Source organism: Polymorphospora sp. NPDC050346 (genome assembly GCF_040655695.1).
Classification (GTDB): Bacteria; Actinomycetota; Actinomycetes; order Mycobacteriales; family Micromonosporaceae; genus Polymorphospora; species Polymorphospora lycopeni.
In genome coordinates this window covers 1-15,749 of sequence record NZ_JBFAKM010000043.1, presented here as the reverse complement: position 1 = coordinate 15,749, position 15,749 = coordinate 1, and the positions used below count along the sequence as shown (strand labels likewise).

The 15,749-nt window shown below is 72.3% G+C and carries 13 protein-coding genes; 7 read left to right on the top strand and 6 right to left on the bottom strand.

Annotation, left to right across the window (positions count from 1 at the left end):
* Positions 1-96 precede the first annotated feature (96 nt).
* Positions 97-546, top strand: a complete 450-nt coding sequence (locus AB0I42_RS31425; RefSeq protein ID WP_357543066.1) for a VOC family protein — start codon at positions 97-99, stop codon at positions 544-546.
* A gap of 38 nt (positions 547-584) precedes the next feature.
* Here AB0I42_RS31425 and AB0I42_RS31420 read toward each other — a convergent pair whose 3' ends face one another.
* The 3 genes from AB0I42_RS31420 to AB0I42_RS31410 all read right to left on the bottom strand — a co-directional run bounded on the left by AB0I42_RS31420 (position 585) and on the right by AB0I42_RS31410 (position 5,341).
* Positions 585-1,811, bottom strand: coding sequence for a hypothetical protein (locus AB0I42_RS31420; protein WP_357543064.1), 1,227 nt, complete (start codon positions 1,809-1,811; stop codon positions 585-587).
* Positions 1,812-1,892: 81 nt separating this feature from the next.
* Positions 1,893-3,608 (bottom strand): GTPase, encoded by a 1,716-nt coding sequence (locus AB0I42_RS31415; RefSeq protein WP_357543062.1) that lies wholly within the window; start codon positions 3,606-3,608, stop codon positions 1,893-1,895.
* A complete protein-coding gene (locus AB0I42_RS31410) occupies positions 3,605-5,341 on the bottom strand; it encodes an ABC transporter (protein ID WP_357543155.1) in 1,737 nt (578 codons plus the stop codon). Before AB0I42_RS31410 ends, AB0I42_RS31415 begins: the two co-directional genes overlap by 4 nt.
* A 398-nt stretch (positions 5,342-5,739) precedes the next feature.
* Between AB0I42_RS31410 and dnaK the strand changes: the two genes are divergently transcribed.
* The 5 genes from dnaK (at position 5,740) to AB0I42_RS31385 (ending at position 10,552) form a co-directional block, all read left to right on the top strand.
* On the top strand, positions 5,740-7,632 hold the full coding sequence (gene dnaK, locus AB0I42_RS31405; RefSeq protein WP_357543060.1) for a molecular chaperone DnaK: 1,893 nt from the start codon (positions 5,740-5,742) through the stop codon (positions 7,630-7,632).
* A gap of 37 nt (positions 7,633-7,669) precedes the next feature.
* Positions 7,670-8,551, top strand: coding sequence for a nucleotide exchange factor GrpE (gene grpE, locus AB0I42_RS31400; RefSeq protein WP_357543058.1), 882 nt, complete (start codon positions 7,670-7,672; stop codon positions 8,549-8,551).
* A gap of 37 nt (positions 8,552-8,588) precedes the next feature.
* Positions 8,589-9,770 carry a molecular chaperone DnaJ gene (dnaJ, locus tag AB0I42_RS31395; RefSeq protein WP_357543056.1) on the top strand — a complete coding sequence of 394 codons (1,182 nt, stop codon included), beginning with the start codon at positions 8,589-8,591 and terminating at the stop codon, positions 9,768-9,770.
* Between the two features lie 39 nt (positions 9,771-9,809).
* Complete coding sequence (locus tag AB0I42_RS31390) at positions 9,810-10,253, top strand: MerR family transcriptional regulator (RefSeq protein ID WP_357543054.1); 444 nt, start codon at positions 9,810-9,812, stop codon at positions 10,251-10,253.
* A 95-nt stretch (positions 10,254-10,348) separates the two neighbouring features.
* The gene (locus tag AB0I42_RS31385) at positions 10,349-10,552 is read left to right on the top strand and encodes an antitoxin (protein WP_357543052.1); all 204 of its coding nucleotides are present in this window, start codon (positions 10,349-10,351) and stop codon (positions 10,550-10,552) included.
* A 90-nt stretch (positions 10,553-10,642) separates the two neighbouring features.
* Here AB0I42_RS31385 and AB0I42_RS31380 read toward each other — a convergent pair whose 3' ends face one another.
* The 3 genes from AB0I42_RS31380 to AB0I42_RS31370 all read right to left on the bottom strand — a co-directional run bounded on the left by AB0I42_RS31380 (position 10,643) and on the right by AB0I42_RS31370 (position 12,922).
* The gene (locus AB0I42_RS31380) at positions 10,643-11,074 is read right to left on the bottom strand and encodes a hypothetical protein (protein WP_357543050.1); all 432 of its coding nucleotides are present in this window, start codon (positions 11,072-11,074) and stop codon (positions 10,643-10,645) included.
* Between the two features lie 137 nt (positions 11,075-11,211).
* Positions 11,212-12,417: a cation:proton antiporter gene (locus tag AB0I42_RS31375; RefSeq protein ID WP_357543048.1), complete on the bottom strand. Its 1,206-nt coding sequence runs from the start codon at positions 12,415-12,417 to the stop codon at positions 11,212-11,214.
* 4 nt (positions 12,418-12,421) lie between these two features.
* Positions 12,422-12,922, bottom strand: a complete 501-nt coding sequence (locus AB0I42_RS31370; protein WP_357543046.1) for a cation:proton antiporter regulatory subunit — start codon at positions 12,920-12,922, stop codon at positions 12,422-12,424.
* A gap of 146 nt (positions 12,923-13,068) precedes the next feature.
* Here AB0I42_RS31370 and clpB point away from each other — a divergent pair, with 146 nt between their 5' ends.
* Complete coding sequence (clpB, locus tag AB0I42_RS31365) at positions 13,069-15,660, top strand: ATP-dependent chaperone ClpB (protein WP_357543044.1); 2,592 nt, start codon at positions 13,069-13,071, stop codon at positions 15,658-15,660.
* Positions 15,661-15,749: the final 89 nt, after the last annotated feature.

The window sequence follows — 15,749 nt, the reverse complement described above, 5'->3', positions numbered from 1 at the left end:
ATCGCTGTGCCGGTTCGGGTGATACATCCCCTTGATCAACGGGACGGTCAGCGGCAGGTCCGGGAATGTGTCGGGCGTGCCCGATAGCGTCCGGGTATGACTGTGGGCTACCAGATCTCCTTCGACGCCGAGGATCCGCACCGGCTGGCCGCCTTCTGGGCCGAGGCGCTCGAATACGTGGTGGAGGACAACTCCGACATGATCCGTGGACTGCTCGACGCCGGCATGGTCACCGACGCCGACACCACCACCGTCGATGGGGTGCTGAGCTGGCGTGGTGCCGCCGCCATCCGCGACCCCGCAGCGCCCGTCGACGAAAAGACCGGGATCGGCCGTGGCGGCCGGCTCCTCTTCCAGACCGTTCCCGAGGCCAAGACCGCGAAGAACCGGGTGCACCTCGACCTGCGCCCCGGCCCGGACCGCCGGGAGGAGGTCGTGGAGCGGCTGATCCAACTCGGTGCCCGCCGGCTGTGGGACGGCCGGCAGGGGCCGAACACCTGGATCACCCTCGCCGACCCGGAGGGCAACGAGTTCTGCGTCGGCTGACCCGAGCCGGTCCGGCAGCCGGGCGGCTGCCGGACCGGTCAGGCCGGTTCGTCGCCGCCGAGCCGCTGCCGGTTCGCCTCGATCCAGGCGTCGAGGGCGTCCGGGTCGTCGGGATCGATGCCTTCGGCCATCAGCTGCGCGACCGCGGCGGTGGCCGGGCTGCGCCGCTCGCCGGTGGTGTAGAGCCGGACGAACTCCGGAATCATGTCGTCGATCGCGGTGTCGGTCTGCGCCGCCGCCTGCGCCGGCAGGGCCCGCCGCCGGGTCGCGTACGCCGCCCAGCCACGCACCACCCGGGGCAGCATCGCCGCGTCGTCCATGTCGAGCACGGCCCGCCGGTGCACCCAGTCGAGTAGGAAGAGGCCGGCGACCGCCGGGCTCCACCGCATCGGGTCGGCGTCGGGGAACGACGCACCGTGGTCGAGCACCAGGCTGATGCAGAAGTGCAGGGACGGCAGGTCGGCCTCGGGCACCTCGTGCAGCCCGAAGCGGGCCGCCTCGGGCGAGTTCAGGAAGTCGCGTACGAGCGTGGTGCGCTCGTCGGCGGACATCTCCGGAATCTCCTCGACCGCCGCGAGCGCGGGCGTGGGCAGCAGCGCCAGCCGGGCGCCGACCAGTGCCCGGTCGGTGGCCAGCGAGCCCTCCTCGGGCAGGTTGCCCAGCTCGTCGGTGATCACCAGGTGCCGGGCGACCTCGCCGCGCAGCCGGCGCGGATCCTCGTCGCGGAACCAGGTCAACTCGTCGTCGGCACACATCTGCCGTACCTGGCCGAGGATCCGTTCCGCCGGGCCGCCGACGAACACGTCCTTGGTGATCCCGATGTTGTGGTCGACGAGGGCGACGACGGCGTGCTCCGGGCCGCCCGCCTCGGCGTCGTCGTAGGCGAAGGTGGCCAGGTAGGACGTCTGGTCGCCGTACACGTCGCCGTAGGCGTAGCTGCCGGTGAGCCGTACCTTGCCGAGGTGCGGCGACCACGACGGCGCCTGCGTGCCCGGCTTGACCGCCGCCGCGCCGGCGGCGTCGGGCACCAGGGTGGCGAAGACGTTGCGGATGGTGGTGGCCGCGGCGGTCCGGCGGCGGGAGGTGGCTGCGAGGAATCCGGTGACGAAGTCGCGGATCGCGGTGGCCCGATCTTCCTCGGCGACCGCGTAGACGCTGCCGAGCAGTGCCGTGCCGAGCATCTCGGCGTCGAGGGCGCAGTCGAGCTTGGTCACGTCGCGGGCCGCGGCGAGCACCGCGTCGTAGGGGGTCTTGGGCGTGGCCATGGATCGACCCTACGCCCGCGGACGCCCGCCGGGTATCAGGAGCGACGGCTCGGCGGACCGTCGATGTCCCCCGTACGGGGGTCAGCGCGGCGGCGTCGCGGCGGCCAGCGCCTCCCGGGCCTGGGCGTACGCCTGGAGCACCGACCGGACCGGCGCGACCACGTGCTCCCGGCCGACCTCGGCCACGGCGGCCCGCAGCCGGTTTTCCGCCCTGGCCCGGGCCCGCCGGGCGGCGAACGAGGTCAGCGGCCGGACGGCCAGCGCGAGGAGCAGCCCGAGCAGTAACCCGCCGAGCAGCAGTGCGGTCGGCAGCGGCACCGCGCCGATCATCGGGTATTCGAGGGCGGGCAGTTGCAGGGCGCGTACCGCGTAGCCCAGCAGGAGCCAGCCGAGGCCGGCGACGGCGGCGAGGGTGACCAGCCACTGGAGCCCGCCGACGATCCGCCACCACACCGGGCGACCGCCGACGCCGAGGTCGGTGCCGGCCACCGCCCGGTCGAGCGCGTCGGGCAGGTCGCCGAGCCGGGACCGGGCGGCAACGGTGACCGCCGCCGGCCACGGCGCCGGAAGGGCCGCGCTGGACTTCGCGGCGACGGCACGCACGGCGAGCCCGACCGCGGACCGCTGCGCGGCCGTGGGGTCGGGCACCGAGGTCAGCGGGGTCGGTGCGGCCTCGTCGTCGGCCGTCTTCGGCGCGTCGGGGCCGGGCAGGTGCAGGCGGCGCAACGGGTCGGGCCGTAGCCGGCGCCAGCCCCGGACGATCGGCCAGCCGGTCGAGGCGGCGGCCCGGTGCCGGTACGCCCGCTCGGTGGCCTCGGCGACCGCCGGCACGCCGGCCGTCGCCGCGAGCGCGTCGGTCAGTTCCCGGATCGTCGTACGGTCGACGTCGTCCTCGGCGGCGGGCGGACCGATCAGGTCGGCCAGCCCGGCGGTCACCGCGTCGACGTCACCGGCGAGCCGGCGCAGGGCGGCCTGCCGCTCGGCGACGGTGCTCTCCAGGATTCCGCGCAGTTCGGTCATCGCCGCCGGGTCGACCGCCGACGTGGCGAGGACCGGCACCCCGTCGAGGCCGTCGGCGTCGAGGAGCCGGCGCAGGTCGTCGAGGACCACGGGTAGGTCCGCCGCGGGCAGCCGGTCGGCCTGGTTGAGCACCACGAGGGTGACGTCGCGGTGCTGCTGGAAGCCGCGCAGGTAGCCGGTGTGCACCACCCGGTCGGCGTACTTCTGCGGGTCGACGACCCAGATCACCAGGTCGACCAGGCCGAGCAGGCGTTCGACCTCCAGCCGGTGCGCCCGTTCGACGGAGTCGAAGTCGGGCAGGTCGAGCAGGATCAGGCCGTGCAGGGCGGCCTCGTCGTCGCCGTCGAGCGCGCTCTCCCGGACGAACCGGTGGCGGGGCAGCACCCCGATCCAGTCCAGCAGCCGGTTGGCGCCGTCGAGCGGACCCCAGACGCAGGCGTGCGCGACGCCGGTGGTCGGCCGGCGTACGCCGACCGGCGACAGGTCGAGCCGGGCCAGGGCGTTGAAGAGGCTGGACTTGCCGCTGCCGGTCGCGCCGGCCAAAGCCACCACCGTGTGGTCGCGGGACAGCGCAAGCCGGGCCCCGGCGCGTTCGATCAGGGTGTGGGCGGCGCCGAGCCGGTCCTCGGGCACGTGGTCGGTGGTGGCCCGGACGAACCGTTCGACCGCACCGACCCGGGCCAGCAGGGCGTCGGGGTCGACCCGCCGGTCACCGCGGAGCCGGTCCCGTACCTTTCCGACGAGGTCGCCGACCGACCGGCCCGTCGCTGCGCTCACCGGGCGGCCCCGGGCAGCGTGAACGGTGCGTCGGCGGTCAGGCCGGCGGCGGTGCGGGCGGCCTCGACGTCGGCCGCCGCCCGGCGCAGTTCCTCGCCGGGGTCGGGGCCGACCGCGCGGATCCGGACGAGGTAGCGGGCCGCCTCCTCGTCGAGCAGCTTCTCCAGCCGCTCCAGAAGGTCCTCACGGGACCGGCTGGCCATGTTGCGGACGGCCTGGTCGCCGAAGATCGCCTCGAGCACCTTCTGGGCGGCGACGGTGGTGCCGGCGCCGGCGGCCACCTCCAGCCCGGTCGGGATGAAGGCGGTCGACGCGAACACGGCGATCATGACGGCGAGCCCGGTGGCGTTGACCGCGTACGCCGCGCTGCGGGCGACGAAGCGCTTGTCGCCGCCCTCGGCGCGGACCAGTTCGAGCACGCCGCGCTGCCAGTCGCGGATCAGCCGCTCGGCGCGCTGCGGCAGATCGGCCGTGGGGCGTCCCAGTTCGGGTTCGAGCAGCGCCGCCCCGGCCGGGTGCGACTGCCAGCCGCCGTACGCGTGCTCGGCGGCGTCGGCCGCCACCCCGCGTACGAGGGTCACCAGCTGCGACTCGATCGCGGTCTGCAGTTGGGTCGCCGGGGCGGGGCGTCCGGTCAGCGCGGCGACCAGCCGGTCCCGGACCCGCCCGACGCGCGCCTCCAGGGTGCGGAAGAACTCGCCGGTGCCGATGTACTCCTGCCAGCGGGCGAGTACCTCGCCGCGGAGCAGCCGGCCGTCCTGGAGACCTTCCTCGAAGGTGCGCCGGGCGGCGCGGTAGGAGGTGCGTACCCGTTCGTCGAGGACCCCGGCGGCGGCCGCCTGGTCGTCGGCGGCACCGGCCAGCGTGGCGACCGCCGGGGCGAGGGCGGCGAGGGCGCCGTCGAGGGTCTGCCGGACCACCGCGGCGCGGGCGGCGGCGTCGCCGGCGAGCTGCTGGAACCAGTCCCGCAACGGCTCGGTGACCTGGTACGGCAGCAGGCCCTGGCCGTCGACGTCGGTCTCCGGCAGCACGAACAGCGGTGCCGCCGCGAGGTCGTGGGCGGCGAGCATCTCGGACAGGTGGTCGGCCACCTCGTCACTTGCCTCCGGTGGCACCCGGTCGAGGACGAGGGCGATCACGGTGCCGCGCAGCCGCGCGGTGCGCAGCAGTTCCCAGGGGACGGCGTCGGCGTAGCGGGCCGCGGTGGTGACGAACAGCCACAGGTCGGCGGCGGCGAGCAGCTGGCCGGCGAGGGCCCGGTTGGCGTCGACGACGGAGTCGATGTCGGGGGCGTCGAGGAAGGCGAGGCCGGGGGGCAGCGCGGGCGCGGCGACCAGTTGCAGGGTGCCGGGATCGTCGCCGGGCTCGGTGGTACGGGTCAGGCCGGGCAGCAGGTCGCCCTGGCGGAACCAGCCGATGTCGGCCGGGTTGGCGACGAGCACCGGCGACCGGGTGGTGGGCCGCAGCACCCCGGAGGCCGTGACCCGGGCCTGGACGATGCTGTTGACCAGGGTCGACTTGCCGGCGCCGGTGGAGCCGCCGACGACGACGAGCAACGGCGCGTCGAGCCGGGCCAGCCGGGGCAGCAGGTAGTCGTCGAGTTGCGCGACGAGGGCGGCGCCGACCCGTCGCGCGTCGTCGGCGGAGGGCAGCACCAGCGGGTAGGCCGACGAATCGATCACGGTCCGGAGTCGGTGCAGGGCGTCCGGGAGGGCCGACGTGTCCTCGGTCACGTCCGTCTCGGCGGGCTCGGCGGCGCCGGCATCCGGGTCGTCGGTCGAGGGCTTCTCAGCCGGCGAGTCGGATTTTTCGGGACTATTCACGCTGGAATCGTCGGTGGGCGTCTCGACGACATCCTCGGGCGGCTCGGGAACGACGGACACGCCGGGATCGGTGGTCGGGTCACCCTGCGTCGTCACGGGTAAAAGGGTGCCTGATCCGTGCACCAGTCACAACATGAACCGCCCTGGGGCTCCCTGCCCTCGACCGGCGTACGGGGTGGTCAGGGTGGGTCCGTCGACCCAGAGTTGCGTGTGCCCGACTCAATGCCAACTTGACGCTGCCGATGATCGTGGCACTATTGAGTCCGGTCCACTCAACTTGTGACAACCAGTGAAGCGAGGAAGCGAAGATGGCACGTGCGGTCGGCATCGACCTCGGCACGACGAACTCCTGCGTCAGCGTTCTCGAGGGTGGTGAGCCCACCGTCATCGCCAACGCCGAGGGCTCCCGTACCACGCCCTCGATCGTGGCGTTCGCGCGTAACGGCGAGGTGCTCGTCGGTGAGGTCGCGAAGCGCCAGGCGGTGACCAACCCGGACCGGACCATTCGTTCGGTCAAGCGTGAGATCGGCTCCAGCTGGTCCGTCGACATCGACGGCAAGAAGTACACCCCGCAGGAGATCTCGGCGCGCACGCTGATGAAGCTCAAGCGGGACGCCGAGGCGTACATGGGCGAGCAGATCACCGACGCGGTGATCACCGTTCCGGCGTACTTCAACGACGCGCAGCGCCAGGCCACCAAGGAGGCCGGCGAGATCGCCGGCTTCAACGTCCTGCGGATCGTCAACGAGCCGACCGCGGCGGCGCTGGCGTACGGCCTGGACAAGGGCTCCAAGGAGCAGACCGTCCTGGTCTTCGACCTCGGCGGCGGCACGTTCGACGTCTCGCTGCTGGAGTTGGCCGAGGGCGTCATCGAGGTCAAGTCGACCAGCGGTGACAACCACCTCGGTGGCGACGACTGGGACGAGCGGATTATCGACCACCTGGTCAAGACGTTCCGTGGCCAGCACGGCGTCGACCTGTCGCAGGACAAGATGGCCATGCAGCGGCTGCGCGAGGCCGCCGAGAAGGCCAAGATCGAGCTGTCCGCGGCGTCGACCAGCAACATCAACCTGCCGTACATCACGGCCGGCCCGGCCGGCGCCGACGGCGCCCCGTCCGCGCCGCTGCACCTCGACGTCACCCTGACCCGCGCCGAGTTCCAGCGCATGACGCAGGACCTGCTCGACCGCACCAAGGGCCCGTTCGAGCAGGCCGTCAAGGACGCCGGCGTCAAGGTGTCCGACATCGACCACGTCATCCTGGTCGGCGGCTCGACCCGGATGCCGGCCGTCACCGACCTGGTCAAGCAGCTCATCGGCCGCGACCCCAACAAGGGCGTCAACCCCGACGAGGTCGTCGCCGTCGGCGCCGCGCTGCAGGCTGGCGTGCTCAAGGGCGAGGTCAAGGACGTCCTGCTGCTCGACGTGACCCCGCTGAGCCTGGGCATCGAGACCAAGGGCGGCATCTTCACCAAGCTCATCGAGCGCAACACCACCATCCCGACCAAGCGCTCCGAGGTCTTCACCACGGCCGACGACAACCAGCCGTCGGTGCTGATCCAGGTCTTCCAGGGTGAGCGCGACATCGCCGCCTACAACAAGAAGCTCGGCACCTTCGAGCTGACCGGCCTCCCGCCGGCGCCGCGCGGCGTGCCGCAGGTCGAGGTGACGTTCGACATCGACGCCAACGGCATCGTCCACGTCAACGCCAAGGACCTCGGCACCGGCAAGGAACAGTCGATGACGATCACCGGCGGCTCGGCGCTGCCGAAGGACGACATCGAGCGGATGATGCGTGACGCCCAGGACCACGCCGACGAGGACAAGCGGCGGCGCGAGGAGGCGGAGACCCGCAACCTGGCCGAGCAGCTTCAGTGGCAGACCGAGAAGTTCCTCGCCGAGAGCGGCGACAAGCTTCCGGCCGAGTCCCGCGACCAGATCAACGACGCGCTCGGCGACCTGCGCGGCGCCCTCGGCGGCTCCGACCTGGAGAAGATCAAGTCGGCGCACGAGAAGCTGGCCCAGGTTTCGCAGCAGGCCGGCTCGCTGCTCTACGCGCAGCAGGCCGAGCAGGGCGCGTCGGCGGGTGCCGGCGAGGCGCCGGGCGGTGCCGGTGCGACCGGTGCGACCGGTGGCCCCTCGGCGGGGGCCGACGACGTCCTCGACGCCGAGATCGTCGACGAGGACAAGGGCAAGAAGTGACCCGTCGTCCCGATGTCGAACGGAGTGAGGTAACCGAATGACGGACCAGCCACGAGCCGCCGCCCCGGCGTCAACCGGGTCGGCGCCGGGTGGCTCCGCGTCCGGCGACGCGGCCGACGGCCGTCCCGCCGAGCGCGTCGTCATCCGCGACAAGCGCAAGATCGACCCCACCGGTGGCGCGGGGCAACCCGCCGCCACCGGCGGCAAGGAGACCGCCGCCGGGCAGCCGGCGGACGGCGAGCCGAAGCCGGCGGCCAAGGCCGGGCCGGCGGGCGACGACGGCACCCGGGCAGCCGAGGAATCGGTCGTCGAGGACACCGCGAGCGGTGAGGCCTCGGCGAGCGAGGAGCCGGCTCCCGGCGACGACGCCAAACGCCCGGCCGCCGAGGGCGAGGTCCTGGTCGGCGAGGTGGAGGAGACCGTCGAGGAGGCCACCGCCCCCGTCGTCGACGCGCCCACGCCGGCCGCCGGGGCCAAGCCGCTCGGGGCCGAGCTGGAGGCACTGCGGGCCGAGCTCGACGAGCGGACCCGTGACGTCCAGCGGGTGTCGGCGGAATACGCCAACTACCGCAAGCGGGTCGACCGGGACCGCGGGGTGGCCGCCGAGCAGACGACCGGCACGGTGCTCACCGAGCTGCTGCCGGTGCTCGACGACCTCGACCGGGCCCGCGACCACGGTGACCTGGTCGGGCCGTTCGGCTCCGTCGCCGAGAAGCTCACCGCGGCACTCGGGAAGTTCGGGCTGACCGGCTTCGGGGAGAAGGGCGACCCGTTCGACCCGACCCGGCACGAGGCGGTCGCGCACCTGACCTCGGCCGAGGTCACCGAGCCGACCTGTGTCGAGGTGATGCGTCGGGGCTACCTGCTCGGCGAGCGTCTGCTCCGGCCGGCGCTGGTAGCGGTGGCCGATCCCGAGTGACCAGGTGACGACGGGCGTACGAGGGGAGGTGGACTAGATGGGTTCCAAGGACTGGCTGGAGAAGGACTTCTACTCGGTACTCGGTGTCTCGAAGTCCGCCTCCCCGGACGAGATCAAGAAGGCGTACCGGAAGATCGCCCGGGAGTCGCACCCGGACCACAACCCGGGCGACGCGCAGGCCGAGGAGCGGTTCAAGTCCGCGTCCGAGGCGTACGACGTGCTCTCCGACGAGCGCAAGCGCGGCGAGTACGACGAGATGCGCTCGTTGTTCGGTTCGGGGGCGTTCCGGCGCGGTGCCCGGGCCGGTGGGCCGGGCGGCTACCCGTTCGACCCCTCCGATCTCTTCGGCGGGGCGGCGCAGGGCGGCGATCGGCGCTTCGGTGGCGCCGGGTTCTCCGACCTGTTCAGCTCGATCTTCTCCGGTGGCGGCGGACCCGGTCCGGGCCGTGGCACGGGGCCGAGCCGGGGCCGCGACGTCGAGACCGAGGTCGTGCTCGACTTCGGTGACGCCGTACGCGGCATCACCCTGCCGCTGTCGCTGCGGGCACCCGGGGTCTGCGACACCTGCCACGGCAACGGCGCCCGGCCGGGTACCCAGCCCCGGACCTGTCAGCAGTGCCAGGGCTCCGGGCTGGTGACCCGCAACCAGGGGGCGTTCAGCTTCTCGGAGCCGTGCCGGGAGTGCCAGGGCGTCGGGACGATCGTCGAGGACAAGTGTCCGGAGTGCCACGGCACCGGCGGGGTCACCAAGACCCGTACGTTGAACGTCCGGTTCCCCGCCGGGGTGGCCGACGGGCAGCGGATCAGGCTGGCCGGGCGCGGTGAGCCCGGTGAGCGCGGTGGGCCGGCCGGCGACCTGTTCGTGCTGGTCAAAGTCCGTGGCGACGACCTGTTCGGGCGTACGGGCGACGACCTGACCCTGACCGTGCCGATCTCGTACGCCGAGGCGGTGGCCGGCACCGACCTGCGGGTCCCGACCCTGGACGGGGCGGTGACGCTGCGGGTGCCGCCGGGCACGCCGAGCGGGCGGAAGCTGCGGGCCCGGGGCAAGGGGGTCGTCCGGCGGGACGGCCAGCCCGGCGACCTGCTGGTGACGCTCGAAGTCGTCATACCGAAGGACCTGTCCGAGGAGGCCCGGGAGGCGCTGGAGAACTTCGCCAAGCTGGCACCGGCCCCTGATCGGGAACATATCGACGCCCGTGTGCGTCGGTCTGAGTGACGGTTTCCGGGAGGGGACGGGCATGAGGGAGGGGTTGTCATGACGGAGGAGTTCGTGATCTCGGTCACCGAGGCGTCCGACGCCAAGGTCTTGATGATCTCTGTGGCGGCGCGGATGGCCGGCATGCACCCGCAGACCCTGCGGCAGTACGACCGCCTGGGGTTGGTGCAGGCCGGCCGGGCCTCCGGCGGCGGCCGGCGCTACAGCGTGCGCGACGTGGTGCTGCTGCGCGAGGTGCAGCGGCTGAGTCAGGACGACGGGGTCAACCTGGCCGGCATCAAGCGGATCATCGGCTTGGAGCAGTTCGTCGAGCAGTTGCAGGAGCGGGTCGCGGCGATGGAGGCCGAGTTGGCCGCCGCCTACCGGCGGATCGCCGAACTGGAGGCGGTCGGGCCCTACCCGCGCCGTGACCTGGTGCCGACGAACCGTACGACGACGGCGCTGGTGGTCTGGCGGCCGGGCAGGTCGGGTGGCACGGACTGAGCCGTTCGGTCACCTGATCTGATCTTCTGGACTAATCTCCCTAATAGTTCGGAGGGCACAATCCGGACTAAAGGTCGACTAGGGAGGGGGTTGCGATGGGGATCGCCGATTCGTTCAAGGAGATGGCGGACAAGGCCGTCGACAAGCTCGGTGGCAGCGACAAGGCCAAGGAGGCCGTCGAGACCGCCGGCGACAAGGTGGACGAGCGGACCGGCGGCAAGTACGCCGGCCACGTCGACAAGGGCCAGGAAATGGCCCGCGACTACCTGGAGCGGAACCGGGACGACCGTACCGCCTGAACCGGACGCGCCCAGGGCGACACGGGGCCGGGACCCACGGGGGGTCCCGGCTCTGTCGTTTCCGCCCCGCTCGCCCGCCGGGGGCAGCCCTCAGGCCAGCCGGCGGCCGCTGCGGACCAGGCCGCCCTCGCACCAGTCGGGGTAGGCGAACAGGTGCGGTTTGGCCAGCAGCATCCGGCAGTTGTGCGCCCAGTCGACCATCAGCTCGTCACCGGCCCGTTCGGCCTGCTCGACCAGCTTGCGCAGCCGCCGCTTCGGGTGGGCGCGGAAGTTGGTGCGGATGCCGTCGGCGGCATAGATGTAGAGGCAGTGCAGGGCGAACCGGCGGGCCGGGCAGTTGCGGTCCATCGCCAGCTCGAAGAGGGTGCCGACCAGCCGGTCACCGGAGACCAGCAGATCCCAGTCCTGCGGCATCGACTGCAACGGGACCGAGTCGGGCCGGTAGGCCCAGGCTCGCAACTCGGCCGGGGACGGGTCGACCGGATTGCCGAAACCGGTGAAGCCCGACTGCTCCACGCCCACGGGTCGACCCTCCGCTCGCGACCGGGGAGCATGCCCCGCGGACAGCACAGTGGTTGCGGCGCAACGGTAACGCGCCGCACGGAGACTGCGGTAGCGCCGCGCGGGCCGGGCGGCCGGCCGTGCGCGGCGATCGAAGATCAGTCGGGTGCGGCCAGCGCCGTCCGGCGGCGGGCGGCACTGCGCTCGGCCAGCCACTTCTTGAACCACGGATAGTCGGGGATACGGGCCAGCATCGGTCCACTGACGACGGTGATCAGGACGTACGCCGTGGCGAGGGCGGCCAGTTGCGGTTCGATGCCCGGTGTGGCGACCGCCAGCCCGGCGATGACGATCGAGAACTCGCCGCGCGGCATCAGCCCGAGCCCGGCCCGCCACCGGCCGGGTATGGCGATCCCGACCCGTTTCGCGGCCACGTAGCCGGTGACCACTTTGGTCGCCATGGTGATGACGGCCAGCGCGAGCGCGGGCAGCAGGACCGGCGGGATGTCGCGCGGATCGGTGGCCAGGCCGAAGAACACGAAGAACACGGCGGCGAACAGGTCACGCAGCGGGGACAGCAGCTCGGTCGCGTTGTGGGCGACCGGGCCGGACAGGGCGATCCCGACCAGGAACGCGCCAACCGCCGCCGAGACGTTGAGCTGCGCGGCGATGCCGGCGACCAGCAGGGTCAGCCCGAGTACGCCGAGCAGCAGCGCCTCGGGGTCCTTGGCCGAGAACATGGTGGAGATGAGGTTGCCGTACCGGATCGCCACCACGAGCACGACGACGACGGTGAAGACCGCGACGGCGAGCGCGATCCCGCCGCCGATCAGGCCGGTGCCGGCCAGTACGGCGGTCAGCAGCGGCAGGTAGAGCGCCATCGCCAGGTCCTCGATGACCAGGACGGAGAGGATGACCGGCGTTTCCCGGTTGCCGAGCCGGCCGAGGTCGGCGAGCACCTTGGCGATCACGCCGGACGAGGAGACCCAGGTGATCCCGGCCAGTACGACGGCGGCCACCCAGCCCCAGCCGAGCAGTAACGCGAAGGCGGCGCCGGGCAGCGCGTTGAGTACGCCGTCGACGAGCCCGGCCGGGGCGGCCGCGCGCAGGTTGCCGACCAGTTCGCTCGCCGTGTATTCGAGGCCGAGCATGACCAGCAGCAGGATCACGCCGATCTCGGCGCCGACGGCGAAGAACTCCTCGCTCGCCGACAGCGGCAGCAGGCCGCCGTGCCCGAAGGCGAGCCCGGCGAAGAGGTAGAGGGGGATGGGGGAGATGCCGAACCGGCGGCTGATCCGGCCGAGCAGGCCGAGCAGCAGCAGGAGGGCGCCGACCTCGATCAGAAGGGTGGTGGTGTGGTGCATCCGGTCAGCCGTCCGGGTCGCCGTCGGCGAGGATCGCGGTGACGCCGTCGAGCCCCTTGCGGGTGCCGACGACCACGACCACGTCACCGGCCTCGAACCGGAACTGCGGGCCGGGCGACGCGATGACCTCCCGGTCGCGCAGGATCGCGACGATCGACGCGCTGGTCCTGGTCCGGGTCTTGGTGTCACCGAGCGAGCGGCCGACGTACGTCGATCCGGCCGGGATGGCGATCTGTTCGGTCAGCAGCCCGGCGGCCTGCTGCCGGAGCCCGGCGAGCTGTCCCAGCATCAGCGACGCGCCCAGGATGTCGGCCAGTGCCTCGGCCTCGTCGTCGGTGAGCGGGATGTCCTCGGTCGAGGCGTCGGGATCGTCCTCGTCGTAGATGACCAGGTCACGCCGGCCGGTGCGGTGTGAGACCACACCCACCCGGCGGCCGGATTCGGTCACCACGTCGTGGCGTACCCCGATTCCGGGAAGGGTCGTCTGTTCCACGCGTACTCGCACGCCGCTCACCGTACTCGCGGGCGCAACGGTCTCCGGGGCGGTGAAATACGGGCGAAATGTGATCGGTGTCACTGCTCTAGAGTTGAGTGGAATAGACTCAAGTCTGGTTGTGTCGTGATCAGTGGACACGCCTGACAGGGGAGCCCATGAACGCCGAACGTCTTACCACGAAGAGCCGTGAAGTAATCACCGGCGCCGTCGCCATCGCCAGCCAGCGCGGGCACGCCACCGTCGAGCCGTGGCACCTGCTGCTGTCGCTGCTCGACACCGCGGGCTCGACCGCCGGTGGACTGCTGCGGGCGGTCGGCGCCAACCCCGTGGAACTGCGCCGGGCCGCCGCCCGGGCGGTGGAGAACATGCCGGCCGCGCGCGGTTCCAGCGTCGCCGAACCGAGCCTCGCCCGCGAGTTCGCCAACGCCATCGGCGCCGCCGAGCAGATCGCCCGCCCGCTCGGCGACGAATACACCTCCACCGAACACCTCCTGGCCGGGCTGGCCCAGGTCGGTGGAGCCGTCGCCCAGGCACTCAAGGCCGCCGGCGCCACCGAAGAGAACCTCGTCGCCGCTTTCCCGGCCGTCCGTGGCGGGGACCGCCGGGTCACCACCGCCGACCCGGAGCAGACCTACCAGGCCCTGGAGAAGTACGGCGTCGACCTGACCGCGAGTGCCCGGGACGGCAAGATCGACCCGGTGATCGGCCGCGACTCCGAGATCCGCCGGGTGATCCAGGTGCTGTCCCGGCGTACGAAGAACAACCCGGTGCTGATCGGCGAACCCGGCGTCGGCAAGACCGCGATCGTGGAGGGCCTGGCCCAGCGGATCGTCGCCGGGGACGTACCCGAGTCGCTGCGTGACAAGAAACTGGTCTCTCTCGACCTCGGCGCGATGGTCGCCGGCGCGCAGTACCGCGGGCAGTTCGAGGAACGGCTCAAGTCGGTGCTGGAGGAGATCCGGGGCAGCGACGGCCAGGTGATCACCTTCCTGGACGAGTTGCACACCGTGGTCGGCGCCGGCAAGGGCGAGGGCTCGATGGACGCCGGCAACATGCTCAAGCCGATGTTGGCCCGCGGCGAACTGCGCATGGTCGGCGCGACCACCCTCGACGAATACCGCGCGCACATCGAGAAGGACCCGGCGCTGGAGCGGCGCTTCCAGCCGGTGCTGGTCGGCGAGCCGACCGTCGAGGACACCATCGGCATCCTGCGTGGCCTCAAGGAGCGCTACGAGGTGCACCACGGCGTACGGATCACCGACGCCGCCCTGGTCGCCGCCGCGTCGCTGTCCGACCGCTACATCACCGACCGGTTCCTGCCGGACAAGGCGATCGACCTGGTCGACGAGTCCGCCTCCCGGCTGCGGATGGAGATCGACTCGCGGCCGGTCGAGGTCGACGAGATCGAACGGGCGGTCCGCCGGCTGGAGATCGAGGAGATGGCGCTGGCCAAGGAGCCCGACATCGCCTCCGCCGAGCGGCTCGAACGGCTGCGCAAGGAACTGGCCGACCGGCGCGAGCAGCTGACCGCGCTCAGCGACCGCTGGCACCTGGAGAAGGACCACATCACCCGGATCTCCACCGCCAAGGAGGAGCTGGAACGCCTCGGCGGCGAGGCCGAACGCGCCGAACGCGACGGCGAGCTGGAACGCGCCGCCGAGCTGCGCTACGGCCGTATCCCGACCCTGCAGGGCGAACTGAAGCGGGCCGAGACCGAACTGGTGGGCCTGCAGGCCGACGGCGCGATGCTCAAGGAGGAGGTCGGCGCCGACGACATCGCCGCCGTCGTCGCCTCCTGGACCGGCATCCCCGCCGGCCGGCTGCTGGAGGGCGAGACCGCCAAGCTGCTGCGGATGGAGGAGTCGCTCGGCGAACGGGTGATCGGCCAGCGGGAGGCCGTCACCGCGGTCTCCGACGCGGTCCGCCGGGCCCGCACCGGCATCGCCGACCCCGACCGGCCGACCGGGAGCTTCCTCTTCCTCGGCCCGACCGGCGTCGGCAAGACCGAGCTGGGCAAGGCGCTCGCCGAGTTCCTTTTCGACGACGAGCGGGCCATGGTCCGCATCGACATGAGCGAGTACGGCGAGAAGCACTCGGTGGCCCGGCTGGTCGGTGCCCCGCCCGGCTACGTCGGCTACGAGGAGGGCGGCCAACTCACCGAGGCGGTGCGCCGCCGGCCGTACTCGGTGGTGCTGCTGGACGAGGTGGAGAAGGCCCACCCGGACGTCTTCGACGTGTTGCTCCAGGTGCTGGACGACGGCCGGCTCACCGACGGCCAGGGCCGTACGGTCGACTTCCGCAACGCCATCCTGATCCTGACCGCCAACCTCGGGTCGGCCATGATCGCCGATCCGACTTTGACCGAGGAACAGCGGCGCGAAGAGGTGCTCGCGGTCGTCCGCACGCACTTCAAGCCGGAGTTCCTCAACCGGCTGGACGACATCGTGGTCTTCTCCTCGTTGACCGGCGAGGAACTGCGGTCGATCGTCGACATCCAGTTGGCCCGGATGCGGCGGCGGCTCGCCGACCGCCGGCTCACCCTGGACGTCAGCGACACCGCCCGGACCTGGCTGGCCGACCACGGATACGACCCGATCTACGGCGCCCGCCCGCTGCGCCGCCTGGTCCAGGCGGCGATCGGCGACCGGCTGGCCAAGGCGCTGCTCGCCGGCGAGGTCCGCGACGGCGACACCGTCCGGGTGGACCTCGCCGAGGACAAGGACGGCCTCACGGTCACCGCGGGCTGACCCGCGCACAGGGACGACGGCGCGACCACGAGGCACACGGCCGGGTCACGCACACCGGCTTCGCCGGCACGTACGGCTGGTCACTCACC